Here is an 18943-nt window from a genome sequence, read left to right as displayed (position 1 = left end):
GAATGGGGGTGCGTGGACGAAACGCAGGGCGACGGGGGCCGCCCTCGGGGCGGTGAGGTGATGGTGCCCGGCGGATCCGGGGGTCACGCCGGGCGGGAGCGGCGATATCACGCCGATGTGCGGTCGATGGCCTTGGCGATTTTGCGCGCGTCGATGGCGAGTTCGCGGAACATGCCGCTGATCGGGTTCGTATAGCCCGTGAAGTGCAGGCCCGGCGTGGAGGGGGCAGCGCGCGGGCCGTGGACCAGCGGCCTGCCGCGCCCGTCGAGCACGCCCAGGTGGCCGACGAGGTCGTCCAGGCCGCGCCGGTAGCCGGTCGCGGCGACCACGGTGTCGGGGCTGATGCGGGAGCCGTCGGCCAGCGCCACCTTGTCCTCCTCGAAGGACTCGACCGCCGCCACCACCTCCACCTTCCCCGCCTGGACCGCGTCGATGAGACCGACGTCCTGCACCGGGATCGCGCCTTGGCGCACCCGCGTGTACAGGCCGGTCTCCGGCCAGGGCAGCCCCTGCGCGCTCAGGTCGGGCATGGTGAGTCGGCACATCGCCCGCGCCGCCCGGTCCACCAGGCGCGTCGGCAGCCGCCGCACCAGGATGCCGGTGGCCTGCGCGGGCCAGCCCGCCGTGGAGCGGCGCAGGATGTGCGGCACGGTGCGCACCGCGAGCCGCACCCGGGCCGCGCCGCCCTCGACGAGGTCGACCGCGATCTCGGCGCCCGTGTTGCCGATGCCGACGACCAGGACGTCCCGGCCCTGGAACGGGCGGGCGTTGCGGTAGCGGCTCGCGTGCAGCAGCTCGCCGGTGTAGGTCTTCCGGCCCGGCCAGTCGGGCACCCGCGGGGTGTGGTTGTAGCCGGTGGCCACGACCACGACGGGCGAGGAGGGCGCCCGCCCGCCCGTGGCCCGCAGCACCCACCCCTCGCCGTCCGGGGCCCGGTCGATCCGCGAGACCTCCACCCCCGTGACGATCTCCAGCCGGTGGTGCTCGACGTACTGCTCCAGATAGCGCACCACGTCGTCCCGGGCGACCCAGCGCCCGTACGCGCGGGGGATCGCGAGCCCGGGGAGCGCGGACAGGCGGCGCGTGGTGTGCAGATGCAGCCGTTCGTAATGGGCCCGCCAAGAGGCGGCGACCGCCTCCGACTTCTCCAGGATCACCGCGCGGATGCCGCGTTCGCGCAGCGCGGCCGCGGTGGCGAGCCCGCCCGGGCCGGCGCCGATCACGTACACGGGTGAGGAGTGCTCGGGGAAGGTGTCGGCCATGGGCGTGAGCGTAGTCATGAAATTGGCAGGTTTCCGTCAAATTTATTCCGAATCGATTGCGGATCGATCACGGCCCGCCGTACGGCCTCTTGCGCGCCCGTACCCACGTCCGCTGAACTGACGTACCGTCAGATATGGCGGTTGGCGCCCGGCGGGACGGACGCGAGAGAGAGGGGGAGTGATGCGTACGATCTGGCTGAGCGGGCCCGAATGGCTCGCCGTGCTGCGCATCGGGCTCGGCCTGTGGTGGCTGGAGAGCTGGCGGCACAAGGACAAGAAGGCCTGGCTGGAACGCAACACCGGCATCGCCTGGGCGGCCGGCATCGCCGCCAAGCACCGCTGGTCGTTCGTACGCGGCGGATTCGCCGTCGTCGGATCCCGGCCCAAGCTCATGGCGTATGTCGTCCTCTACGCCGAGCTGGCCATCGGCCTCGGCCTGGTGCTGGGCTTCCTCACCCCGATCGCCCTGGTCGGCGGCGCACTGCTGAACCTGCTCTACTTCGTGCTCATGATCCACGACTGGGCCGAGCAGGGGCAGAACTCGATGATGGTGCTCATCTCGCTGGTCGGCCTCTTCGGCATGAGCTGGCAGACTTGGGCGCTGGACGAGGCATGGGGGCTGTTTCTGTGAGCGCGCCCCCCGCGGGTGGCGCGCCGCGCTTCGATCTGCCGGAGATCGACGCCTTCACCCGCCCTTACTGGGACGCCGCCGCGCAGGGCCACCTGCTGATCCGACGCTGTGCGGACTGCGGCCAAGCCCACCACTACCCGCGGGAGTTCTGTCCCCGGTGCTGGAGCGAGAACGTCACCTGGGAGCGGGTGAGCGGACGCGCGACCCTCTATACCTGGTCCGTCGTGCACCGTAACGACCTCCCGCCCTTCGGCGCCCGCGTCCCGTACACCGCCGCCGTGGTCGAACTCGCCGAGGGCCCGCGCATGATGACCGAGCTGGTCGGGTGCGCGGGTCAGGAGCTGCGCGTGGGCATGGAGCTGCGCGTGGACTTCCGTGCCGCGGACGAGGGCGCCTCGCCCGAGGACGCCCCGGCGATCCCCGTCTTCCGCCCCGCCGACGGCGTCACTTCCCGTCGAGGTGCTCGGCCTCCGGCTGCCAACGAGAGCCGGCATAGCGGGTGAGGGCGTCGATGAGCGCGGAGTGCTGCTGATCGCTCAAGGGGCCGAGGACGCAGAGCGGGACCCTGCCGTTCTCGCGGGGGGCGAGCGGGGCGGGGTAGATCCAGCCCGCGGGGCGGGCGCGGCCGGGGCGCGGGGCGTCGTCGGTGAAGCGCGCGTGGAGCCCCGCGTAGCGGTACGGCGCCGTGGACTCGATGTTCTCCAGGGTGACCGTCCCGAGGTGGTCCCACACGTACGTGCGGCGTCCCGTGGGGCCGGTCGCGATCGTGGCGCCGGTGGCGTCGGTGGTCGTGATGCCGCGCGGGCCGATGTGGAGGGTCCACGGGGGTTTCCGCCGGAGCAAGCGCGCGTGGCGGATCACCTTGCCCGTGCTCACCAGCATATTGATCACGCCGAAGAGCGTGGCCAGGCCGCCGAATACCCACACCAAGATGACCAGCATCCACGGGTTGTCGTCCTGCTTCTGCCCCACGGTGATCTTGCCTGCGGCAAACGGGTAGTAGATGCTGGCCGCCGTGACCGCCGCGATGACCGCGAGGGCGAGCCAACCGCGCCAGAGGGGTCCGGGGGCCGGGGGAGCGTAGTCGGCCCTCCGCTCCCGCCCGGTCCAGGCGATCTCGAAGGGCCCGTCGGAAGCGGGCAACCGCCGGGTGGGTGGTGGGGTTTCCGTACGCGGCGGCACCACGGGCACCGTGACGGCCGTGGAGGACACCCCGGGTGCGCCGGGCTCGCCGAGGGCGGCCCGCAGCCGCCCGAGGCACTCGTGGACCGCGGCCGCAGTCTGGGGGCGCCGGTCCGGATCGCGCCGGAGCAGCTCGGCGACCAGCTCCGTCACCGCGGGCGGCAGGCCCGGGCGGACCGTGTCCAGCGCGGGGGCCTCCTCATCGAGTTTGCGGCGCATGACCGCGATGCCGTTGTGGCCGGTGAACGGCGGGCGGCCGGTGAGCAGGGCGAAAAGTACTCCGCCGAGGGCGTACAGATCCGAGCGCTCGTCCCCGCGTTCGGTGAGGAACTGCTCGGGTGCGCCGTACTCCGGGGTGCCCGCCGGGGCGAGCTGCGAGGAGCGGGCGACCGTGAAGGCGGCCTGGACGAACCCGGCGATGCCGAAGTCCACCACCTTCACCCGGCCGTCCAGGGTGAGCATCACATTGTGCGGCTTGATGTCGTAGTGGATGACCTGTGCGCGGTGCGCGGCGACCAGCGCCGCGCAGATCTCCTGGGCGATCTCCAGCGCGCGGGCCGGGCCCATGGGGCTCTTGTCGCGGATGTGCTGGGCGAGGGTGGTTCCCTCGACCCGCTCCATGACGAGGAAGAGCAGGTCTTCGTGGACCCCTCGGTCGTGCAGGGCGACCACGTTCGGATGGCTGATCTGCGCGGCGGCCACCGCCTCCCGCTCGAAGCGGGCCGGCAGGTCCGGCGGCACCGTGTCGTCCAGCGCCAGCAGCTTGACGGCCACATCCCGGCGCAGGCTCCGGTCCCGACCGGCCCACACCTCGCCCATGCCACCCCGGCCGAGCCGCTTCACCAGCTCGTACCGCCCCGCGATCAGTACACCGTGCTCCACCCGCCACCCCCGATGACGCCGTCATGCCACTTGAGCAGGGTACGGACCACACGTCCCCCGGGCCATCACGGCCACAGCAACTCCCGCCGCCAAACACCGCTTTCGGCCGCGCGGCGGTAGCGCAGCCGTACGTGCCGCCGGTGCTCTTCCTCCTGGTAGAACTCCACCTCGTCCGCGGCCAGTACATACAGCGTCCAGCTCGGTGCCGTCGCGTCCGGCTCCCGCGCGACCCGCTCCCGCGCCGCCTCGAAGGCCTGCTCCAGCTCCTCGTACGAGCCCAGGGCCTCGCTCTGCCGACCGCCCCCGGCCAGTGCGGCCGTCAGCGCCGCCGGTGAGCGCGCGCGCAGATCCGCCGCGCTCTCCTCGGGGTCGGCCGGCGTGACCCGCCCGCCGATCCGCACCTGCCGGCCCACCGCGGTCCAGTGAAACCCCAGCGCCGCGTACGGACACACGGCCAGCTCCCGGCCCTTGCGGCTGGTGCGGTGCGTGCCGAAGTGCCAGCCGCGCGCGTCGGCGTCGTGCAGCATCACCGTACGGACGGACGGGCGGCCGTCCGCGTCGGCGGTGGCCAGCGTCATGGTGTGCGGACCCGGCACGCCCGCTTCGGCGGCCTCGCGCAGCCACCGCCGGAAGAGCGACAGCGGCTCGTCCGGGGCCTGTTCCGGGTCGAAGGCGGGCAGCTCGCCGGCGTCGTGTACGCGCAGCCCGCGCAGCAGCTCACGGAATTCCTCGGCCGCCTCGTCGCCGGTTCCATGCATCGGGTCCATCGGGTCCCCTGCCTTCTTCTCGTTCCCGAGTGAGCCAGGGTGACACGGGGGCGGGTGAAACGCCCGCGGGGAGCCCTCAGCCGCGCCCGAGCACCACCGTCCCCGACGAGCAGAACCACCCACCCGTCCCCGACGCCACGGCCAGCTCCGGCAGCCGCCCGCCCGCCTTGCGGACCTGCCGCTCACCCGCCTCGCCGCGCAGCTGCCGCACGGCCTCCACCAGCAGGAACAGCCCGCGCATCCCGGGATGGCAGGCGGAGAGTCCGCCGCCGTCCGTGTTCGTCGGCAGGTCGCCCGTAAGCCGCAGCCGGCCCTTGTCCACGAACGCCCCGCCCTCGCCCTTCGCGCAGAAGCCCAGATCCTCCAGGGTCACCAGCGTCATATAGGTGAAAGCGTCGTAGAGCTCGGCCACATCGATGTCCGACGGCCGCACCCCGGCCCGCTCGAAGGCCTGCCGCCCGGAGGCCGCAGCGGGCGAGACGGTGAAGTCGTCCCACTCCGACATGGTGGTGTGCGAGATCGCGGTGCCGGAACCCAGCACCCACACCGGGGGCTTCGCCGTGTCCGGTACGTACTCCTCGCCCGCCAGCAGCACGGCGCAGCCGCCGTCGGAGCGGATGCAGCAGTGCAGCTTGGTGAAGGGATCCGCGATCATCGGGCCGCTCAGCACCTCGTCCACCGTGATCGGGGTGCGGAACATCGCGTCCGGGTTGTGCGCGGCATTGGCGCGCGTCTGAACGGCGATGTCCGCAAGCTGTTCGAGGGTCGTGCCGTACTGGTGCATATGGCGGCGTGCGGCCATCGCGTACTTGGCGACCAGGGTGTGGCCGTACGGGACCTCGAACTGGAGCGGTCCGCGCGCCCCGAAGGAGAGGTTGGAGGTGCGGCGGCCCGCGCGGATGTCGGCGCGGGCGGTGGAGCCGTAGACCAGGAGGACGGCGCGCGCGTGGCCCGCGGCGATGGCGTCCGCCGCGTGGGCCGCCATGACCTCCCAGGTGGAGCCGCCGACGGACGTCGAGTCGGTCCAGGTGGGGCGCAGCCCCAGATACTCGGCCACCTCGACCGGGGCCAGCGTGCCGAGCCCGGCCGACGCGAGGCCGTCGACGGCCGACCGGTCGAGGCCGGAGTCGGCGAGGGCGCGCCGGGCGGCCTGGGCGTGGAGGGCGTAGGGGGTCGCGCTGTCGACGCGGCCGCAGTCGGAGAGGGAGACGCCGACGACGGCGACTTTGCGGGCGCGCTTGCGCTTCGCTGCGGGCATGAATCTGACGGTACATCAGATTCGTGGGGGCCGGGGATAAGGCGGCGGTGGTGAAGGGGGCAGGGGGAGGGGCGGGTCCGGGCGATCTCCCGTATGGCCTGACCGCCGCCGGTTCGTGCTCCGGCGGAGCGGTGGGGGAGGAACGTGAGGGAGTGACGGCAGTTTGCAAGGGAGGCCGCGTGTAGGGGTGGGAAAGTGTGCACCTCGTCCCTAATATGACGGTCCGTCAGAAGCGGAGGTGCTTGCCGATGGACGCCGCGTTCACCGATGAACAGGTCGAGATCCGCCGTACGCTGCGCAGACTGCTGCGGGAGCGGTGCGGCCCCGACGAGGTCAAGGCGGCGGTCCGCGCCGCGCCGGGCCACGACGAAGCGCTGTGGCGGCTGCTCGCGCGGCAGCTCGGGCTGCCAGGCCTCGCGCTTCCCCGGGAGGCCGGGGGCGTCGGCTGCGGGCCGACCGAGCTGGCCCTCGCCTGCGAGGAGACAGGGCGCGCGCTGCTCCCGTCCCCGCTGACGGCCACCGCGGCGCTCGCCGCGCCCCTCGTCGACCGGCTCGGGACGGGCGCGCAGCGCGCCGCGCTGCTGCCGCGCATCGCGGACGGCGAGCTCACGGCGTCGCTCGCCGTACCCGGCGGGGAGCTGACCAGGGCGCTCGGTCTGACGGGCGGGGACGACGGCGGAGGCTGGGCGGGCGGCGGGCGCGCGGGGGGCGTCCAGGCGCGGGGCGGCGGGGACGGCGGGCGCAGCGGGAACGACAGGGGCGGTGGGGACGCCGGGGGCGGGGGCTGGAGGCTTTACGGGCAGGTCGACCAGGTCCTCGACGGGCACAGCGCGGGGCTGCTGCTCGTCGCCGCCCGCACGGGCGGCTATACGCGCGGCCGGACCCTGCTGTTCCTCGTCCGGGCCGGGGCGCCCGGCCTGGCCCGGACGAGGCTGACCGCGCTCGACGAGACGCGGCCGCAGGGCCGGATCGAGCTGCGGGACGTGCCGGCCGAGCTGCTGGGCGCGGAGGGAGCGGAGGGCGCGGAAGTGGTGAGCGCGCTGGCGCGGCTGGGTCCGACGGCGGCGGCCGTGCTCGCCGCCGAGGCGGTGGGCGCGGCGGACGCGGCGCTGGAGCGGACGGTCGAGTACGTGCGGACGCGGGTGCAGTTCGGCCGGCCGGTCGGGTCCTTCCAGGCGGTCAAGCACCGGCTGGCGGAGGTGTACGTGCAGGTCGAGGCGGCGCGGTCGGCTGCGTACTACGCGGCGTGGGCCGTGGGGCGGCCCGCGGCGGCGCACGGGTCCGGGGCGGGCCCGGGTGCCGTTCCGGCCGCGGAGGGCGCGGAGGGCGCCGAGGGCGCCGAGGGCGCGGAGGCCGCCGACGCGGCTGTCGCGGCTGTCGCGAGCGGTCTCGCGCTCGCGCAGGCGTTGGAGGCGCAGCGCGCGGCCGCGGGGGAGGCGGTACAGCTGCACGGCGGCGTCGGCTTCACCTGGGAACACGACGCGCACCTCTACTTCAAGCGGGCCGCCTCGGACGAGCTGCTCTTCGGGCCGGTGCACCGGCTGCGGGCGCACGCGGCCGAGCGGGAGGGGCTGTTCGCGGAGCCGAACGCGTCGAGCGCGGGCACGGGCGCGGGCGCGGGCCCGAGCGCCGACGGGCACCGGGCCCGGAAGGCGGTGGCGGTGTGATGGCGCCCGCAACGCGTCCGGGCTACGGAGTCCGGCTGATCCAGAAGGTGTCGTCGGGCCGAGCCTTCGCGAAGGTCGCGCCGCACATCGTCCCGGCGCTCGACCGCGCCGTGCACCGGCTGACGCGCGGCAAGGTGCTGCCCAGCGCCCGGATGCTGCCGGGTGTGGTCCTGACGGCGAGGGGCGCGAGAAGCGGCCTGCCGCGCCGTACCCCGCTGGCCTGCATGCCGGAGGACGACGGCACCTGGCTCCTGATCGGCAGCAACTTCGGCCGGCCGGGCCACCCGGCGTGGACCGCGAACCTGCTGGCCCACCCGGACGCCGAGATCAGCTGGAAGGGCCGCGACATCGCGGTCCGGGCGCGGCTGCTGACGGGCGAGGAGCGGGAGGCGGCATGGGCGGCGGCGCTCCGCTTCTGGCCGCCGTACGCGACGTACCAGGCGCGGGTGGAGCGCCAGATCCGGCTGTTCCGCGTGACGCCGACGCGGGACGGCTCCGACGGCGCGTAGGGCTTCCTGAGGCATCGACACGCGGCTCCGCCGCGCGGGGGGACCTGCGCCTCTGGACTGACGGCGGGTGCGAAGACCGCCGCGCGCGGGCCGTCTCGAGACGACCCGCGCGCGGCGGTGTGGTGCGGGCGCGGGCCGGGGCGCGGCGGGGGCTCGGGGAGCCGGCCGGGCGGCGGGGGGCCGGTGGGTCGGGGTTCGCCGTGGGGGGTGACAGGACGTGCGGGACCCCGGAGCCGACCGGCCCGCGCTGGTGGGCGAGCGGCGACGGGTCCGAAGGGGCGGGACCCGGGGCGCTCGCGACGCCGGCGCGCGGTGCGTGGTACTTGCCTTACTTGGGCGGCTTCCTGCCCGTGATGCCGAGGTGGACCAGAAGCGTCAGGGCGGGCCTGAGCTCGGCCTGCTTGACGCCCCAGCTCTGGAACCCCTTCTGGTGGGCGGCGACCGCGGCCAGCATCGCGACGATCGAGCCCGCGACGGCCGCTGGGCTGACGTCCTTGTCGTACCGGTTCTTCGCCTGGAGCTCCTTGACGGCGTCGGTCAGGGAGTTGGTCACGGAGTTGAGGATCTTCATGCGGATCTTGTAGAACCGCTTGTCCCCCTCCGCCGCGCCAAGATCGACAACGCGCAGGATGGCGTCATGTTTGCGCCAGAAGGAGAGGAAGCCCTCGACGAGATCCTCCGCGGCCTGCGCCCCGGATTTTCCGGCCCACGAGCGCTCGGCGACCAGGTCGGTCAGGCTCGCGCCCTCCTTCGCCATCTCCTCCGCGATCTCGAGGACGGCGCCCTCGACGTCGGGGAAGTACTGGTAGAACGTCGCGGGCGAGGTCCCGGCCTTGCGGGCGACGTCGATGACCTTGACGTCTCGGTACGGGGATGTGCTGAGCATCTCGCTGAGGCAGTCGAGCAGCTTCTGCCGCGTCGCCTGCCCGCGGCGACCGGCGACCCGCCCGTCGACGGTGCGTACTTGTCCTGTCATGACGTCAGCTTACCGAGGGGTGATCGAAGCGCGATTCGACTGCGTGCAAATGGGGACCGTGCACGGCTCGGGATTCCCGGGGCCGCGCTGATCAGGGAGAACGAGTCATCAAGGCCCGTCTGGGCGGCTTCTCGCCCGCCCGCCGACGGCTAACCCGTCCGCGTGAATAATATTATCAACAGGCTGTGGATAACTTCGGTGGACAGAGTGGCCGCTGTGCAGGCCGGGAGATCGGTGAGCGGCCTGAAATAGACCATGGGGGTATGCCCGAATCAGGCCCCGCGCCCGCGTATCGAATCAGGCTTTCCCGGCGATGAACCGTTAGCGTGGCGAATGACGCAAAAAGCATTGCGTGTGATGAAGAGGGGCATTCGCGCGGGAGGACCGGAACCAATGACCGCATTCGCGGAAGGCGTGCCCTGCTGGGCGGACGCGATGCTCCCTGATCTGGAGGCGGGCAAGCGCTTTTACGGCGAGCTGTTCGACTGGACCTTCGGGGCGGGCGAGGCGCACTACGGCCACTACACCCAGGCGTTCCACGACGGGCGGAACGTCGCCGCCCTCGCACCCAAGCCGGACGGCCGGCTGCCGACCGTCTGGAACATCTACTTCGCCGCCCAGGACGCCGCCGCCACCGCCGCGCGCATCCGCGCTGCCGGCGGCCGTCTCATCACCGAGCCCATGCGCATCGGGGACTTCGGCGTCGTGGTGACGGCCGCGGACCCCGGGGGCGCGGTCTTCGGCGTCTGGCAGGCGGGCAGTCACCCCGGCTTCGAGGAGCACGGCACCCCCGGTTCGTACGGCTGGACGGAGCTCCGTACCCGGGACCCGGAGCGGGTGGACGCCTTCTACCGGGCGGTCTTCGGGTACGGGACGGTGCGGCCGGGGAAGGGATCAGGCAGGCAGCCGGGCGAGGGGAAGGAGCCGGGTGGGCAGCAGGGTGGGCAAGCACATGAGGAGGCCGGGGCGGATGGGCCGCAGGGAGGGGCCGACGTCGTGTTCTGGACGCCTCGCGGGAAGCCCGCCGAGCCCGAGCACGCGATCGGCGCCCGCACCACCATGGGTGACAGGTTTCCGGCCGAAATGCCCGCCCACTTCCTTGCCTACTTCGTGGTAGCGAACTGTGACCAAGTCGCGCGGACGGCGCACGCGCTCGGCGGGCGCCTGCTCAATGACCCCGAAGATACGCCGTACGGGCGTTTCGCGGTGCTTGCGGACAATCAGGGCGCGCACTTCGCCGTCGTCGACACCTCGGCGGCGGGCGCTTCGCGCACGGAAAGCGGAGCGTAGCGGGGCCGGGAGCCCGGCGTACGGCAAGGTGGAGGACGGCAGGGCGCCGCCAGGTGACACGACGAAATCGCCCCCGGGTTCGCAACCGCCGCCTTCGCCAGAGAGAATGCAGGATGCGTGCCGCCGGTTGGTTTGTCGGTGAGACGCTGCAGCGGGGCGGTATTTTTTCAAGCCCCACGGGGAGGTGGCAGGCAAGTGGTGGAGCAGCTGACGCAGCACGATCCGAGGCGTATCGGTCCGTTCGAGGTGCTCGGCCGGCTCGGCGCGGGCGGCATGGGGCTGGTCTATCTGGCCCGTTCGGCGTCCGGCCGACGGGTCGCGATCAAGACGGTGCGGACCGAACTCGCCGAGGACCAGCTGTTCCGTGTCCGTTTCACCCGCGAGGTGGAGGCGGCGCGCGCGGTCAGCGGCTTCTACACGGCCGCCGTCGTGGACGCCGATCCGCGGGCCGCGGTGCCGTGGCTGGCCACCGCGTACGTACCGGCTCCCTCCCTCGAGGAGATAGTCAATGAGTGCGGGCCGATGCCGGCCCAGGCGGTGCGCTGGCTGGCGGCCGGGGTCGCCGAGGCGCTGCAGTCCATCCACGGCGCGGGCCTGGTCCACCGGGATCTGAAGCCGTCGAATGTGCTGGTCGTCGAGGACGGCCCGCGAGTGATCGACTTCGGTATCGCGTCCGGGGTCTCGAACACCCGGCTGACGATGACCAACGTGGCGGTGGGCACCCCGGCCTATATGTCGCCCGAGCAGGCGCGCGACTCGCGCAGCGTGACCGGCGCGAGCGACATCTTCTCGCTCGGCTCGACGCTGACCTTCGCGGCGACCGGCCACGCCCCGTTCCACGGCGCGAATCCGGTCGAGACCGTGTTCATGCTGCTGCGCGAGGGCCCGGACCTGACCGGCCTGCCGGACGAGCTGCGGCCGCTCATCGAGTCCTGTATGCAGATGGAGCCCGAGCGCAGGCCCAGCCCGGCCGATCTACAGGCGCAGCTGGCCCCGCATCTGTTCGCCTCCAACGCCGAGGACAGCGGTACGGCCTCGGCCTGGCTGCCGGGCGGCGCGGTGGCGCTGATCGAGCGCAAGCGCAACGGGCGGAACCAGATCGCGCGCCCCGCGCGGGGCGCGGACGGCCGGCATGGCGGCGACGGCGCGAGGGGTGGCGGGGGAAGCCGGCCGGCCGCGCCGCTGCCGCCGGAGCGCCCGCCGACGCCCGCGCCGGGGTACGAGCCCGCGCACGGACCGGGCACGGGGCGCGGCCGGCACGGCGCGCCCGCCGGCGCCTCCGGCTGGGAGCCCATGGTCGCGGACGACCCGCGCGGCGGCCTGCGCACCGACATGGGGAACCCGCCGAACCCGCTGAGCGCCATCGGCCCCGGGCGCCACGCCGCGCCCGCGGCGTCGGCCCCGTCGGCCGCGCCGCCCTCCATCCAAGGCCCCACCGGACCCGGCGGCCCCACCGGACCTGGCAGCCCCATCGGACCCGGTGCAGCCGCCGGCCCGGCGAACCCGACGGGCCCGGCGCCCGCCGGAGGTGACGCGTCGGTCCGCCTGCCGGGCTCCAAGGTGCCCATCGGACCGGGCCCCCGGGCCACCGACGGGCGCGAGCCGCAGCCGCAGCACGAGACGGGCCCCGCCACCGGCTGGGTGCGGCCGCCGAGCGGCCTGACCGGTGGGGGGAACGGAGGCGATGGCGCCCTCGTGACAGGCGCGGTTCCGCCGCCCTCGTCCCCGCCCACCTCGGCCCCCTCCCCGGACGCCTCCGAGGCCCCGGGCGGGGGCGGGGCGCACGGCCGCTGGCGCCCCTGGCGGTTCCGTATGTCGAACGACGTCTGGGGCACCCCGGCCGTCGCGGGCGACCTGCTGTACGTGACGTCCTTCGAGGTGCACGCGCTGGACGTGGCCACGGGGCGGCGGCAGTTCAAGACCCGCGACGTGGCCTGGGCCATGGCCGTCTCGAACGGCCGGATCCACGCCTCGGACGGCCCGACGCTGTACGCGCTGGACGCGGAGGACGGCGCCGAGCGGTGGCGGCTGTCCACGGACGGCTGGGTCTACTCCCTCAAGGTCGACCGCGGCACGGTGGTGACCGGCACCCGCGGCGGCGGCGTCCAGGCCTGGGAGGCCGCGAACGGCGAGCTGCTGTGGGAGATGCAGGGCGCCCAGACCGACTTCGAGACGCCCGAGTCCGGGCCGGCCATCTACGACGGCACGGTCTTCGTCTGGGCGGACGCGCGGCTGCGCGCCCTGGAGGCGCGTACGGGCGTCGAGCGCTGGTCGTACCCGATCGGCGACGCGGCGTCCTGCGGCGGGGTCCCGGTCCGGCTGCTGTCGGCCCCCGACGGGGTCGTGTACGTGGCGGCGGGCACGCGCGTGCTGGCGATCGACATCGCGCGCGGGGAGGTGCGGTGGCGCTTCGAGGCGCCCGCCGTCTTCCTGTGCGCCCCCGCGTACGCGCCGGGGCCGGCGGTGACGGGCGGCGGCGTGTACATCGCCGACTACCTCGGCACGGTCTACGCGCTGGACGCGGCGAACGGCCGCGACCGCTGGCGGATCGCCACCGAGGCGCGCCAGTCGGTCGAGCCGGTGCTGGTGGCGGACGGGTCGGTGCACCTGGGCAGCGGCAGCGCGCTGTACACGCTGGACGCGGTCACGGGCACGCCCAAGTGGCGCTTCGCGGCGGGCGGCGAGGTCATCGGCTCCCCGGTCGTCGCCGACGGCCGGGTCCACTTCGGCTCGGCCGACCGCTGCCTCTACACGGTGGACGCGGCGGGCGGACAGCTGCGCTGGAAACTCGCGACGGGCGGCGAGATCACGGGCTCGCCGGTGGCCGCGGGCGGTGTGGTGTACGCGTGCAGCAAGGACCGCTGTGTCTACGCGCTGGACGCGGTCAAGGGCACCGGCCAGTCACGGGCGTCGGCGCGCCAGGGGTAGCCCGCCGGGTACGTGGCGGGCAGCCCGTCGTGTACCTGACAGCGCCTGCTACGGTGGCGGGCGCTGCCCGGATCCGGTGGGGCCGGGAACGTTGACGCGGAATCGGGGGCTGAACACATGATGCGGCGTGGTCTGCGGCTGACGGCCGTACTCGCGGTGGTACTGGTGGCGCTGACGGGATTCAAGAGCCGTGGGCACGGGCGGCACGGCTCGGGCGGCGGGGGCGGCTGCTCCAGCTCCAACTCCTCCCACTCCAGCTCAAGTTCCGGTTCCGGTTCCGGCGGCTACTCCGACTCCGACTCCGGCGCCGACGACTACAGCTCCTCGTCCGGCTCGTCCGGTTCGAGCTCCGGCGGCTACCGCTACCACGACCGTTACGACGACAACGACTCCTCGTCGAGCAGTGGTTCGTCGTCCGGCTCCGCCAAGCCGGACCGGCCCGTGTCGACCGCGACCGTCGTCAAGTGCGCCGGCAAGGACAAGAACGGCGATCCGGCCGCGACCGTCAAGGTGCAGAACCACACCAACAAGTCCCAGACGTTCGTCGTCGACATGGAGTTCCGCGACAAGCAGGGGTCGAAGGTGACCTCGGGCAGCGTGTACGCGCGCTTCACCGCGAAGCAGACGAAGACCGTGAAAGTTCTTCTGGATGATCCCGGAGTTGTGGGAACCGTAGTGACGTGTGAGGTCGTCTCCGTCGACTGAACGGGCCGGTCCGGCACCCTCCCTGAAGTGACTTTGGGGTAGGAAGCCCCGCTGCATAGGGTGGCGTGTACTCGTCAATGGCGAGGCTGGCCTGAATGTGTCTTTCCAACGGGGGTAATCCATGCATCGCCGCTCCATGCGTCTTGTCGCCGTCGCCGCGATCGGCCTGCTGGCCCTGACCGGCTGCGGAAAGAAGGGCAGGCACAGCAGCGGGTCCGGCGGCTTCGTCTCCGGCGGCGGCAGCGGCGGCGACGCGCCGCTGTCCGACCCCAGCGGCCTCCCGACCGATCTGCCCACGGACCTGCCCACGGATCTGCCGTCGGGCCTCCCCTCGTACACCCCCTCCGACCTGCCGTCGTACACCCCTTCGCCCTCGTACAGCTACTCCGCACCGCCCACCTACAACTCGGACGGCACGAACGACGTCTCCGCCAGCGGCTGCGACTACGACGAGTCCACCCACGCGTTCCAGTACACCCTCACCGTCCGGAACCCCGAGACGCAGACCATGCGCTACGGGATCAGTGTCAAGTGGAACGACCAGTCCACCACCAGCCTGCTCGGCAGCGACTACGAGTCCGTTACGGTGTCGGCCGGCAGCAGCCAGACGGTCACGGCCACCTCCTACCGCTATCTCACCGAGCAGACGTCCTTCACCTGCAAGGTCGACTCGGTGCTCAAGTACGCGAGCTGAGGCGTACCCCGGCCGGCGCCCTCACCGCGTACGGAACCCCGGCGTCCGGGCGGCGAAGAGCCCGGCCTGGCGCTCCGGCGGCAGATTCCCGAGCGCGACCAACTGCGGGGCGTGCGCCAGCGCCTGGGCCAGCGCCGCCTCCTTGGCCGCCCACACCGCCCGTACCGTCCCCTGCACCGCCGCCGTCGGGTACGACGCGATGACGGCGGCGGCGCGCAGGGCGGCGGCGACCGGGTCGGCACCGGCCGGGGTCACCTCGCTGACCAGGCCGATCTCATACGCCCGCCGGGCCGTGAGGCGTTCCGCGGTGCCCATCAGCGCCATCCGCGCGACCTCCCCCATGGGCATGCGCTGCGCCATGTAGACCGCCTCGTAGGCGCTGACCATGCCGTAGCTGGTGTGCGGGTCGAAGAACGTGGCGTGCTCGGCGGCGACGATGAACTCCGCCTCGCCCAGCAGATAGAACGCCCCGCCGCAGGCCATTCCGCCCACCGCGGCGACGACCGGCTTCCACAGGTCGTTCGCCTTGGGCCCGATGGTCAGCAGCGGGTCGTCGACCGAGTACGGCGACGGGGGCTGGTCCACCCGCACCGCGCGGTCGAGGCCGGTGCAGAAGGCCTGGTCGCCCGCCCCGGTGAGCACCACGGCCCGCACCGACTCGTCCCTCCGGAAGCCCCGCCAGACGGCCGTCAGCGCCGCGGCCGTCTCCAGGTCGATGGCGTTGTGCCGCTCGGGCCGGTCGAGCGTGACGACCGCGACGCCGCCGTCCTCGACCCGCGTACGCACCGTCATGGCCGCTCCAGGACCCAGCGCGGCACCGCGATACCGCCCGTCGGCTGATGGAAGACCGCCCGCACCGGGGCGTTGATCCGGATCCGCGCCGGGTCGACCGAGTCGAGGGCGGCGTCGGCGGCGGCGACCAGATTGCCCACCAGCCGGATGCGCGGGGCGTCCACGAGCTCGACGAGGATCACGTTGTACGGCGCCTGCGCGGCGTACGCGGGCAGCAGCGGCGGGTGCGGCAGGACGTACGACCAGATCCGGCCACGGCCGCTGGTCCGGATCCACTCGCTCTCGAAGGACTGGCAGTGCGGGCAGCAGGGGCGGGGCGGGAAGCGCGGCTCGCCGCAGTCGGCGCAGGCCTGGACGCGCAGCTCGCCGCGCGCCGCGTAGGTGAAGAAGGGCGCCCCGTCCTCGTCGGGCACGGGCACGAGCAGCCCCTCGGGCTCCGCCCCGCCGGAGCCGTCCCGGATACCGGTCTGTGTCATTTCCTGGACCAACTCCTCAGTTCCTCAGCAGCAGGGCCGAGGTGGGCACGCCCTCACCCGCCGTGACCAGGCAGGTCGCGGCGCCCGGCACCTGCGCGGTGCTGTTCCCGCGCAGCTGTCTGACCCCCTCGGTGATGAGGTTGAAGCCATGTACGTACGCCTCGCTGAGGCCGCCCCCGCCGGTGTTGAGCGGCAGCCGCCCGCCGATCTCCAGCGCGCCCCCCTCGGTGAAGGCGGCCCCCTCGCCGCGCGCGCAGAAGCCGTAGCCCTCCAGCGACAGCGGGATCAGGGGGGTGAAGGCGTCGTAGATCTGCGCCACGTCCACGTCCTGCGGCCCGAAGTCGGCCGACTTCCACAGCTGGCGGGCGGCGGTCCAGGCGGGCCCGGTGAGCGGGTCGTCGTTCCAGTAGTTGACCATCCCGTGGTGCTGGGCGGGCAGCCCCTGGGCCGTGGAGTGGACGTACACGGGCGGGCGCCGGCAGTCGCGCGCCCGCTGTGCGGAGACGACCACGCAGGCCAGCGCGCCGTCGGTCTCCAGGCAGTTGTCGAAGAGGCACAGCGGCTCGCTGATCCAGCGGGCCGTCATGTACATCTCCCGGGTCAGCGGCCGCTCGTACATCATCGCGGCCGGGTTCTGGTTGGCCCGGTTGCGGCAGGCCAGCGCGACGTTGAAGAAGTGGTCGCGGGTGGCGCCGTACTCGTGCATATAGCGGCGGGCCAGCAGGCCGATCTCGTCGGCGGGCCGCAGCAGCCCGTACGGCCGGGTCCACTGCGCGGGGGTCGGCAGCTGCACGCTGGTGTTCGTCCACGGGCGCGGGCCGCTGCCCCGCTTGCGCGAGCGCCAGGCCACCCCGACGCTCGCCTGGCCGGTGGCGATCGCGGCGGCCAGGTGCGCGACGGTCGCGCAGGAACCGCCCCCGCCGTAGCCGATTTTGCTGAAGAACGTCACATCCCCGGCGCCGATGGCCTTGGCGACCTCGACCTCGTCCGTCTCCTCCATGGTGTACGAGGCGAAGGCGTCCACCTCGGACGGGGCGATGCCCGCATCGTCGAGCGCGGCGAGGATCGCCCGGCAGGCCAGGGTCTTCTCGGACTCGGGGAGGCGTTTGGCGAAGGGGGTCTGGCCGATGCCGGCTATCGCTGTCGCGTCTTTCAAGGTCGCCCCCATCGCCACCTCCATGGCCGCGTTCACCGGTGCTGACAGCGGGGAAGGCTACCGCTAATCTGACGGACAGTCAGCTACGCGGAGTGGGATTGCGGGAGGCGACCCGATGCGCGAGACCATCCCGGCACTGGTACAGGCGGCGGCGCAGCGGTACGGCGAAGCCGAGGCGGTCGTGGAGGGCCGCACCCGGATCTCGTACGCGGAACTCGGCGAGCGCGTGGAGCGGGCCGCGGCGGCGTGCCTCGCCTCGGGCGTCGAGGCGGGCGACCGGATCGCGATCTGGGCGCCCAACACCCTCGACTGGATCGTGGCCGCGCTGGGCGCGGTCACGGCGGGCGGGGTGCTCGTCCCCGTCAACACCCGCTTCAAGGGCTCCGAGGCGGCGTACGTCCTGCGGCGCACCCGCGCCACGCACCTCTTCGTCACCGGCACCTTCCTCGGCACCTCGTATGTGGCCTCGCTGCGCCGCGCGGCGGGGGAGGGGCCGGGCCGCGGCCCCCTCCCCGGCCTGCCCTACCTCCGTGAGGTGATCGTCCTGGCCGACGACGCCCCCGCCGACTTCCGCACCTGGAAGGACTTCCTGGCGGCGGGCGAGCGCCTCTCGTCCGAGGCGGTACACGCACGAGCCGCCGCCGTACGCCCCGGCGACCCCTCTGACATCACCTTCACCTCCGGCACCACCGGCCACCCCAAGGGCGTGGTGATCACCCACGCCCAGACGGTGCGCGTCTACACCACCTGGAGTGAGATCACGGGCCTCACGGAGGGCGACCGCTACCTCATCGTCAACCCGTTCTTCCACACCTTCGGCTACAAGGCGGGCATCATCGCCTGCCTGACGCGCGGCGCGACGATGATCCCGCAGCCCGTCTTCAACGTGGACACCGCTCTCGCCAACATCGCGGCCGAGCGCATCAGCGTCCTCCCCGGCCCGCCCACCCTCTACCAGTCCCTCCTCGACCACCCGGCCCGCGCCGCGCACGACCTGTCCACCCTGCGCCTGGTCATCACGGGCGCCGCCGTCGTCCCCCTGGAACTGGTCGAACGGCTCCGCTCCGAACTCCGCGTCGCCACCGTCCTGACCGCCTACGGCCTCAGCGAGGCCTCCGGCACCGTCACCATGTGCCGCCGCGGCGACCCGCCCGACGTCGTCTCCGCCACCTCCGGCCGCGCAATCCCCGACACCGAGGTCAAGGTCGCCCGCCCCAGCGGCACCGAACTGCCCCCGGGCCGGCCGGGCGAGGTCTGGGTCCGCGGCTACCACGTCACCGCCGGCTACTTCGAGGACCCCGTCGCCACGGCCCGGACCATCACCCCGGACGGCTGGCTGCGCACGGGCGATGTCGGCGTCATGGACGCCGACGGCAATCTGCGGATCACCGATCGCATCAAGGACATGTTCGTCGTGGGCGGCTTCAACGCCTATCCGGCGGAGATCGAGCAACTGATCGCCCGCCACCCCGACATCTCCGATGTCGCGGTCATAGGCATCCCGGACCCGCGGCTGGGCGAGGTGGGGAAGGCGTACGCGGTGCGGCGCGCGGGGGCGACGCTGACGGCGGACGACCTGATCGCCTGGTCGCGGCGGGAGATGGCCAACTACAAGGTGCCGAGGCAGGTGGAGTTCCTGGCGGAGCTGCCGCGGAACGCGAGCGGGAAGGTGCTCAAGACACGGCTGCGGGCGGGGCCGACCAGCTGATCCGCCCGGCCGCCGCAGGTCAACCGGGCCAGCTGACCTCTCCCGCGGCAATCTACCGAC

17 protein-coding genes are annotated in these 18943 nt (G+C 73.2%); 9 read left to right on the top strand and 8 right to left on the bottom strand.

The genetic code is table 11. The features are described from left to right. Positions 1–107 precede the first annotated feature (107 nt). Positions 108–1262, bottom strand: a complete 1155-nt coding sequence (locus ACWY4P_RS22510) for a flavin-containing monooxygenase (protein ID WP_456212351.1) — start codon at positions 1260–1262, stop codon at positions 108–110. 181 nt (positions 1263–1443) lie between these two features. Between ACWY4P_RS22510 and ACWY4P_RS22505 the strand changes: the two genes are divergently transcribed. Continuing rightward, complete coding sequence (locus ACWY4P_RS22505; protein ID WP_456212350.1) at positions 1444–1893, top strand: DoxX family protein; 450 nt, start codon at positions 1444–1446, stop codon at positions 1891–1893. After that, entirely contained in the window at positions 1890–2396 is a 507-nt protein-coding gene (locus ACWY4P_RS22500; RefSeq protein ID WP_456212349.1) for a Zn-ribbon domain-containing OB-fold protein, read from the top strand. The genes ACWY4P_RS22505 and ACWY4P_RS22500 overlap by 4 nt, the downstream gene beginning before the upstream one ends. On the opposite strand, the gene ACWY4P_RS22495 is transcribed toward ACWY4P_RS22500, so the two are convergent. The 3 genes from ACWY4P_RS22495 to ACWY4P_RS22485 all read right to left on the bottom strand — a co-directional run bounded on the left by ACWY4P_RS22495 (position 2338) and on the right by ACWY4P_RS22485 (position 5982). Continuing rightward, the gene (locus ACWY4P_RS22495) at positions 2338–3957 is read right to left on the bottom strand and encodes a protein kinase domain-containing protein (protein ID WP_456212348.1); all 1620 of its coding nucleotides are present in this window, start codon (positions 3955–3957) and stop codon (positions 2338–2340) included. The two genes, ACWY4P_RS22500 and ACWY4P_RS22495, sit on opposite strands and share 59 nt — an antisense overlap. 65 nt (positions 3958–4022) lie before the next feature. Beyond that, positions 4023–4715 carry a pyridoxine/pyridoxamine 5'-phosphate oxidase gene (locus ACWY4P_RS22490; RefSeq protein ID WP_456213019.1) on the bottom strand — a complete coding sequence of 231 codons (693 nt, stop codon included), beginning with the start codon at positions 4713–4715 and terminating at the stop codon, positions 4023–4025. An 85-nt stretch (positions 4716–4800) separates the two neighbouring features. Next, positions 4801–5982 carry a thiolase C-terminal domain-containing protein gene (locus tag ACWY4P_RS22485; protein ID WP_456212347.1) on the bottom strand — a complete coding sequence of 394 codons (1182 nt, stop codon included), beginning with the start codon at positions 5980–5982 and terminating at the stop codon, positions 4801–4803. Between the two features lie 248 nt (positions 5983–6230). Between ACWY4P_RS22485 and ACWY4P_RS22480 the strand changes: the two genes are divergently transcribed. Both ACWY4P_RS22480 and ACWY4P_RS22475 read left to right on the top strand, forming a co-directional pair. Beyond that, complete coding sequence (locus ACWY4P_RS22480; RefSeq protein WP_456212346.1) at positions 6231–7649, top strand: acyl-CoA dehydrogenase family protein; 1419 nt, start codon at positions 6231–6233, stop codon at positions 7647–7649. Further along, entirely contained in the window at positions 7649–8158 is a 510-nt protein-coding gene (locus ACWY4P_RS22475) for a nitroreductase family deazaflavin-dependent oxidoreductase (RefSeq protein WP_456212345.1), read from the top strand. Before ACWY4P_RS22480 ends, ACWY4P_RS22475 begins: the two co-directional genes overlap by 1 nt. 328 nt (positions 8159–8486) lie before the next feature. On the opposite strand, the gene ACWY4P_RS22470 is transcribed toward ACWY4P_RS22475, so the two are convergent. Continuing rightward, entirely contained in the window at positions 8487–9134 is a 648-nt protein-coding gene (locus tag ACWY4P_RS22470; RefSeq protein WP_456212344.1) for a TetR family transcriptional regulator, read from the bottom strand. A gap of 393 nt (positions 9135–9527) precedes the next feature. Here ACWY4P_RS22470 and ACWY4P_RS22465 point away from each other — a divergent pair, with 393 nt between their 5' ends. The 4 genes from ACWY4P_RS22465 (at position 9528) to ACWY4P_RS22450 (ending at position 14751) form a co-directional block, all read left to right on the top strand. After that, entirely contained in the window at positions 9528–10424 is an 897-nt protein-coding gene (locus ACWY4P_RS22465; RefSeq protein ID WP_456212343.1) for a VOC family protein, read from the top strand. 195 nt (positions 10425–10619) lie between these two features. Beyond that, positions 10620–13352 (top strand): serine/threonine-protein kinase, encoded by a 2733-nt coding sequence (locus ACWY4P_RS22460; protein ID WP_456212342.1) that lies wholly within the window; start codon positions 10620–10622, stop codon positions 13350–13352. A 117-nt stretch (positions 13353–13469) separates the two neighbouring features. Next, positions 13470–14057 carry a hypothetical protein gene (locus tag ACWY4P_RS22455; protein ID WP_456212341.1) on the top strand — a complete coding sequence of 196 codons (588 nt, stop codon included), beginning with the start codon at positions 13470–13472 and terminating at the stop codon, positions 14055–14057. 136 nt (positions 14058–14193) lie between these two features. Beyond that, positions 14194–14751 carry a hypothetical protein gene (locus ACWY4P_RS22450; RefSeq protein ID WP_456212340.1) on the top strand — a complete coding sequence of 186 codons (558 nt, stop codon included), beginning with the start codon at positions 14194–14196 and terminating at the stop codon, positions 14749–14751. Positions 14752–14772: 21 nt separating this feature from the next. Here the strand turns inward: ACWY4P_RS22450 and ACWY4P_RS22445 are convergent, their stop codons facing one another. From ACWY4P_RS22445 to ACWY4P_RS22435, 3 genes are read right to left on the bottom strand one after another with little or no spacing between them, the layout of a single operon-like run. Beyond that, the gene (locus ACWY4P_RS22445; RefSeq protein ID WP_456212339.1) at positions 14773–15543 is read right to left on the bottom strand and encodes an enoyl-CoA hydratase/isomerase family protein; all 771 of its coding nucleotides are present in this window, start codon (positions 15541–15543) and stop codon (positions 14773–14775) included. Next, positions 15540–16019, bottom strand: a complete 480-nt coding sequence (locus tag ACWY4P_RS22440) for a Zn-ribbon domain-containing OB-fold protein (protein ID WP_456212338.1) — start codon at positions 16017–16019, stop codon at positions 15540–15542. Before ACWY4P_RS22440 ends, ACWY4P_RS22445 begins: the two co-directional genes overlap by 4 nt. A 16-nt stretch (positions 16020–16035) precedes the next feature. Further along, a complete protein-coding gene (locus tag ACWY4P_RS22435) occupies positions 16036–17187 on the bottom strand; it encodes a lipid-transfer protein (RefSeq protein WP_456212337.1) in 1152 nt (383 codons plus the stop codon). A 103-nt stretch (positions 17188–17290) separates the two neighbouring features. Between ACWY4P_RS22435 and ACWY4P_RS22430 the strand changes: the two genes are divergently transcribed. Then, complete coding sequence (locus tag ACWY4P_RS22430; RefSeq protein ID WP_456212336.1) at positions 17291–18883, top strand: FadD3 family acyl-CoA ligase; 1593 nt, start codon at positions 17291–17293, stop codon at positions 18881–18883. Positions 18884–18943: the final 60 nt, after the last annotated feature.

It is taken from the genome of Streptomyces sp. LZ34 (genome assembly GCF_053890475.1).
The sequence above is the reverse complement of the archived record's forward strand: the minus strand, read 5'-3'. Positions and strand labels throughout refer to the sequence as shown.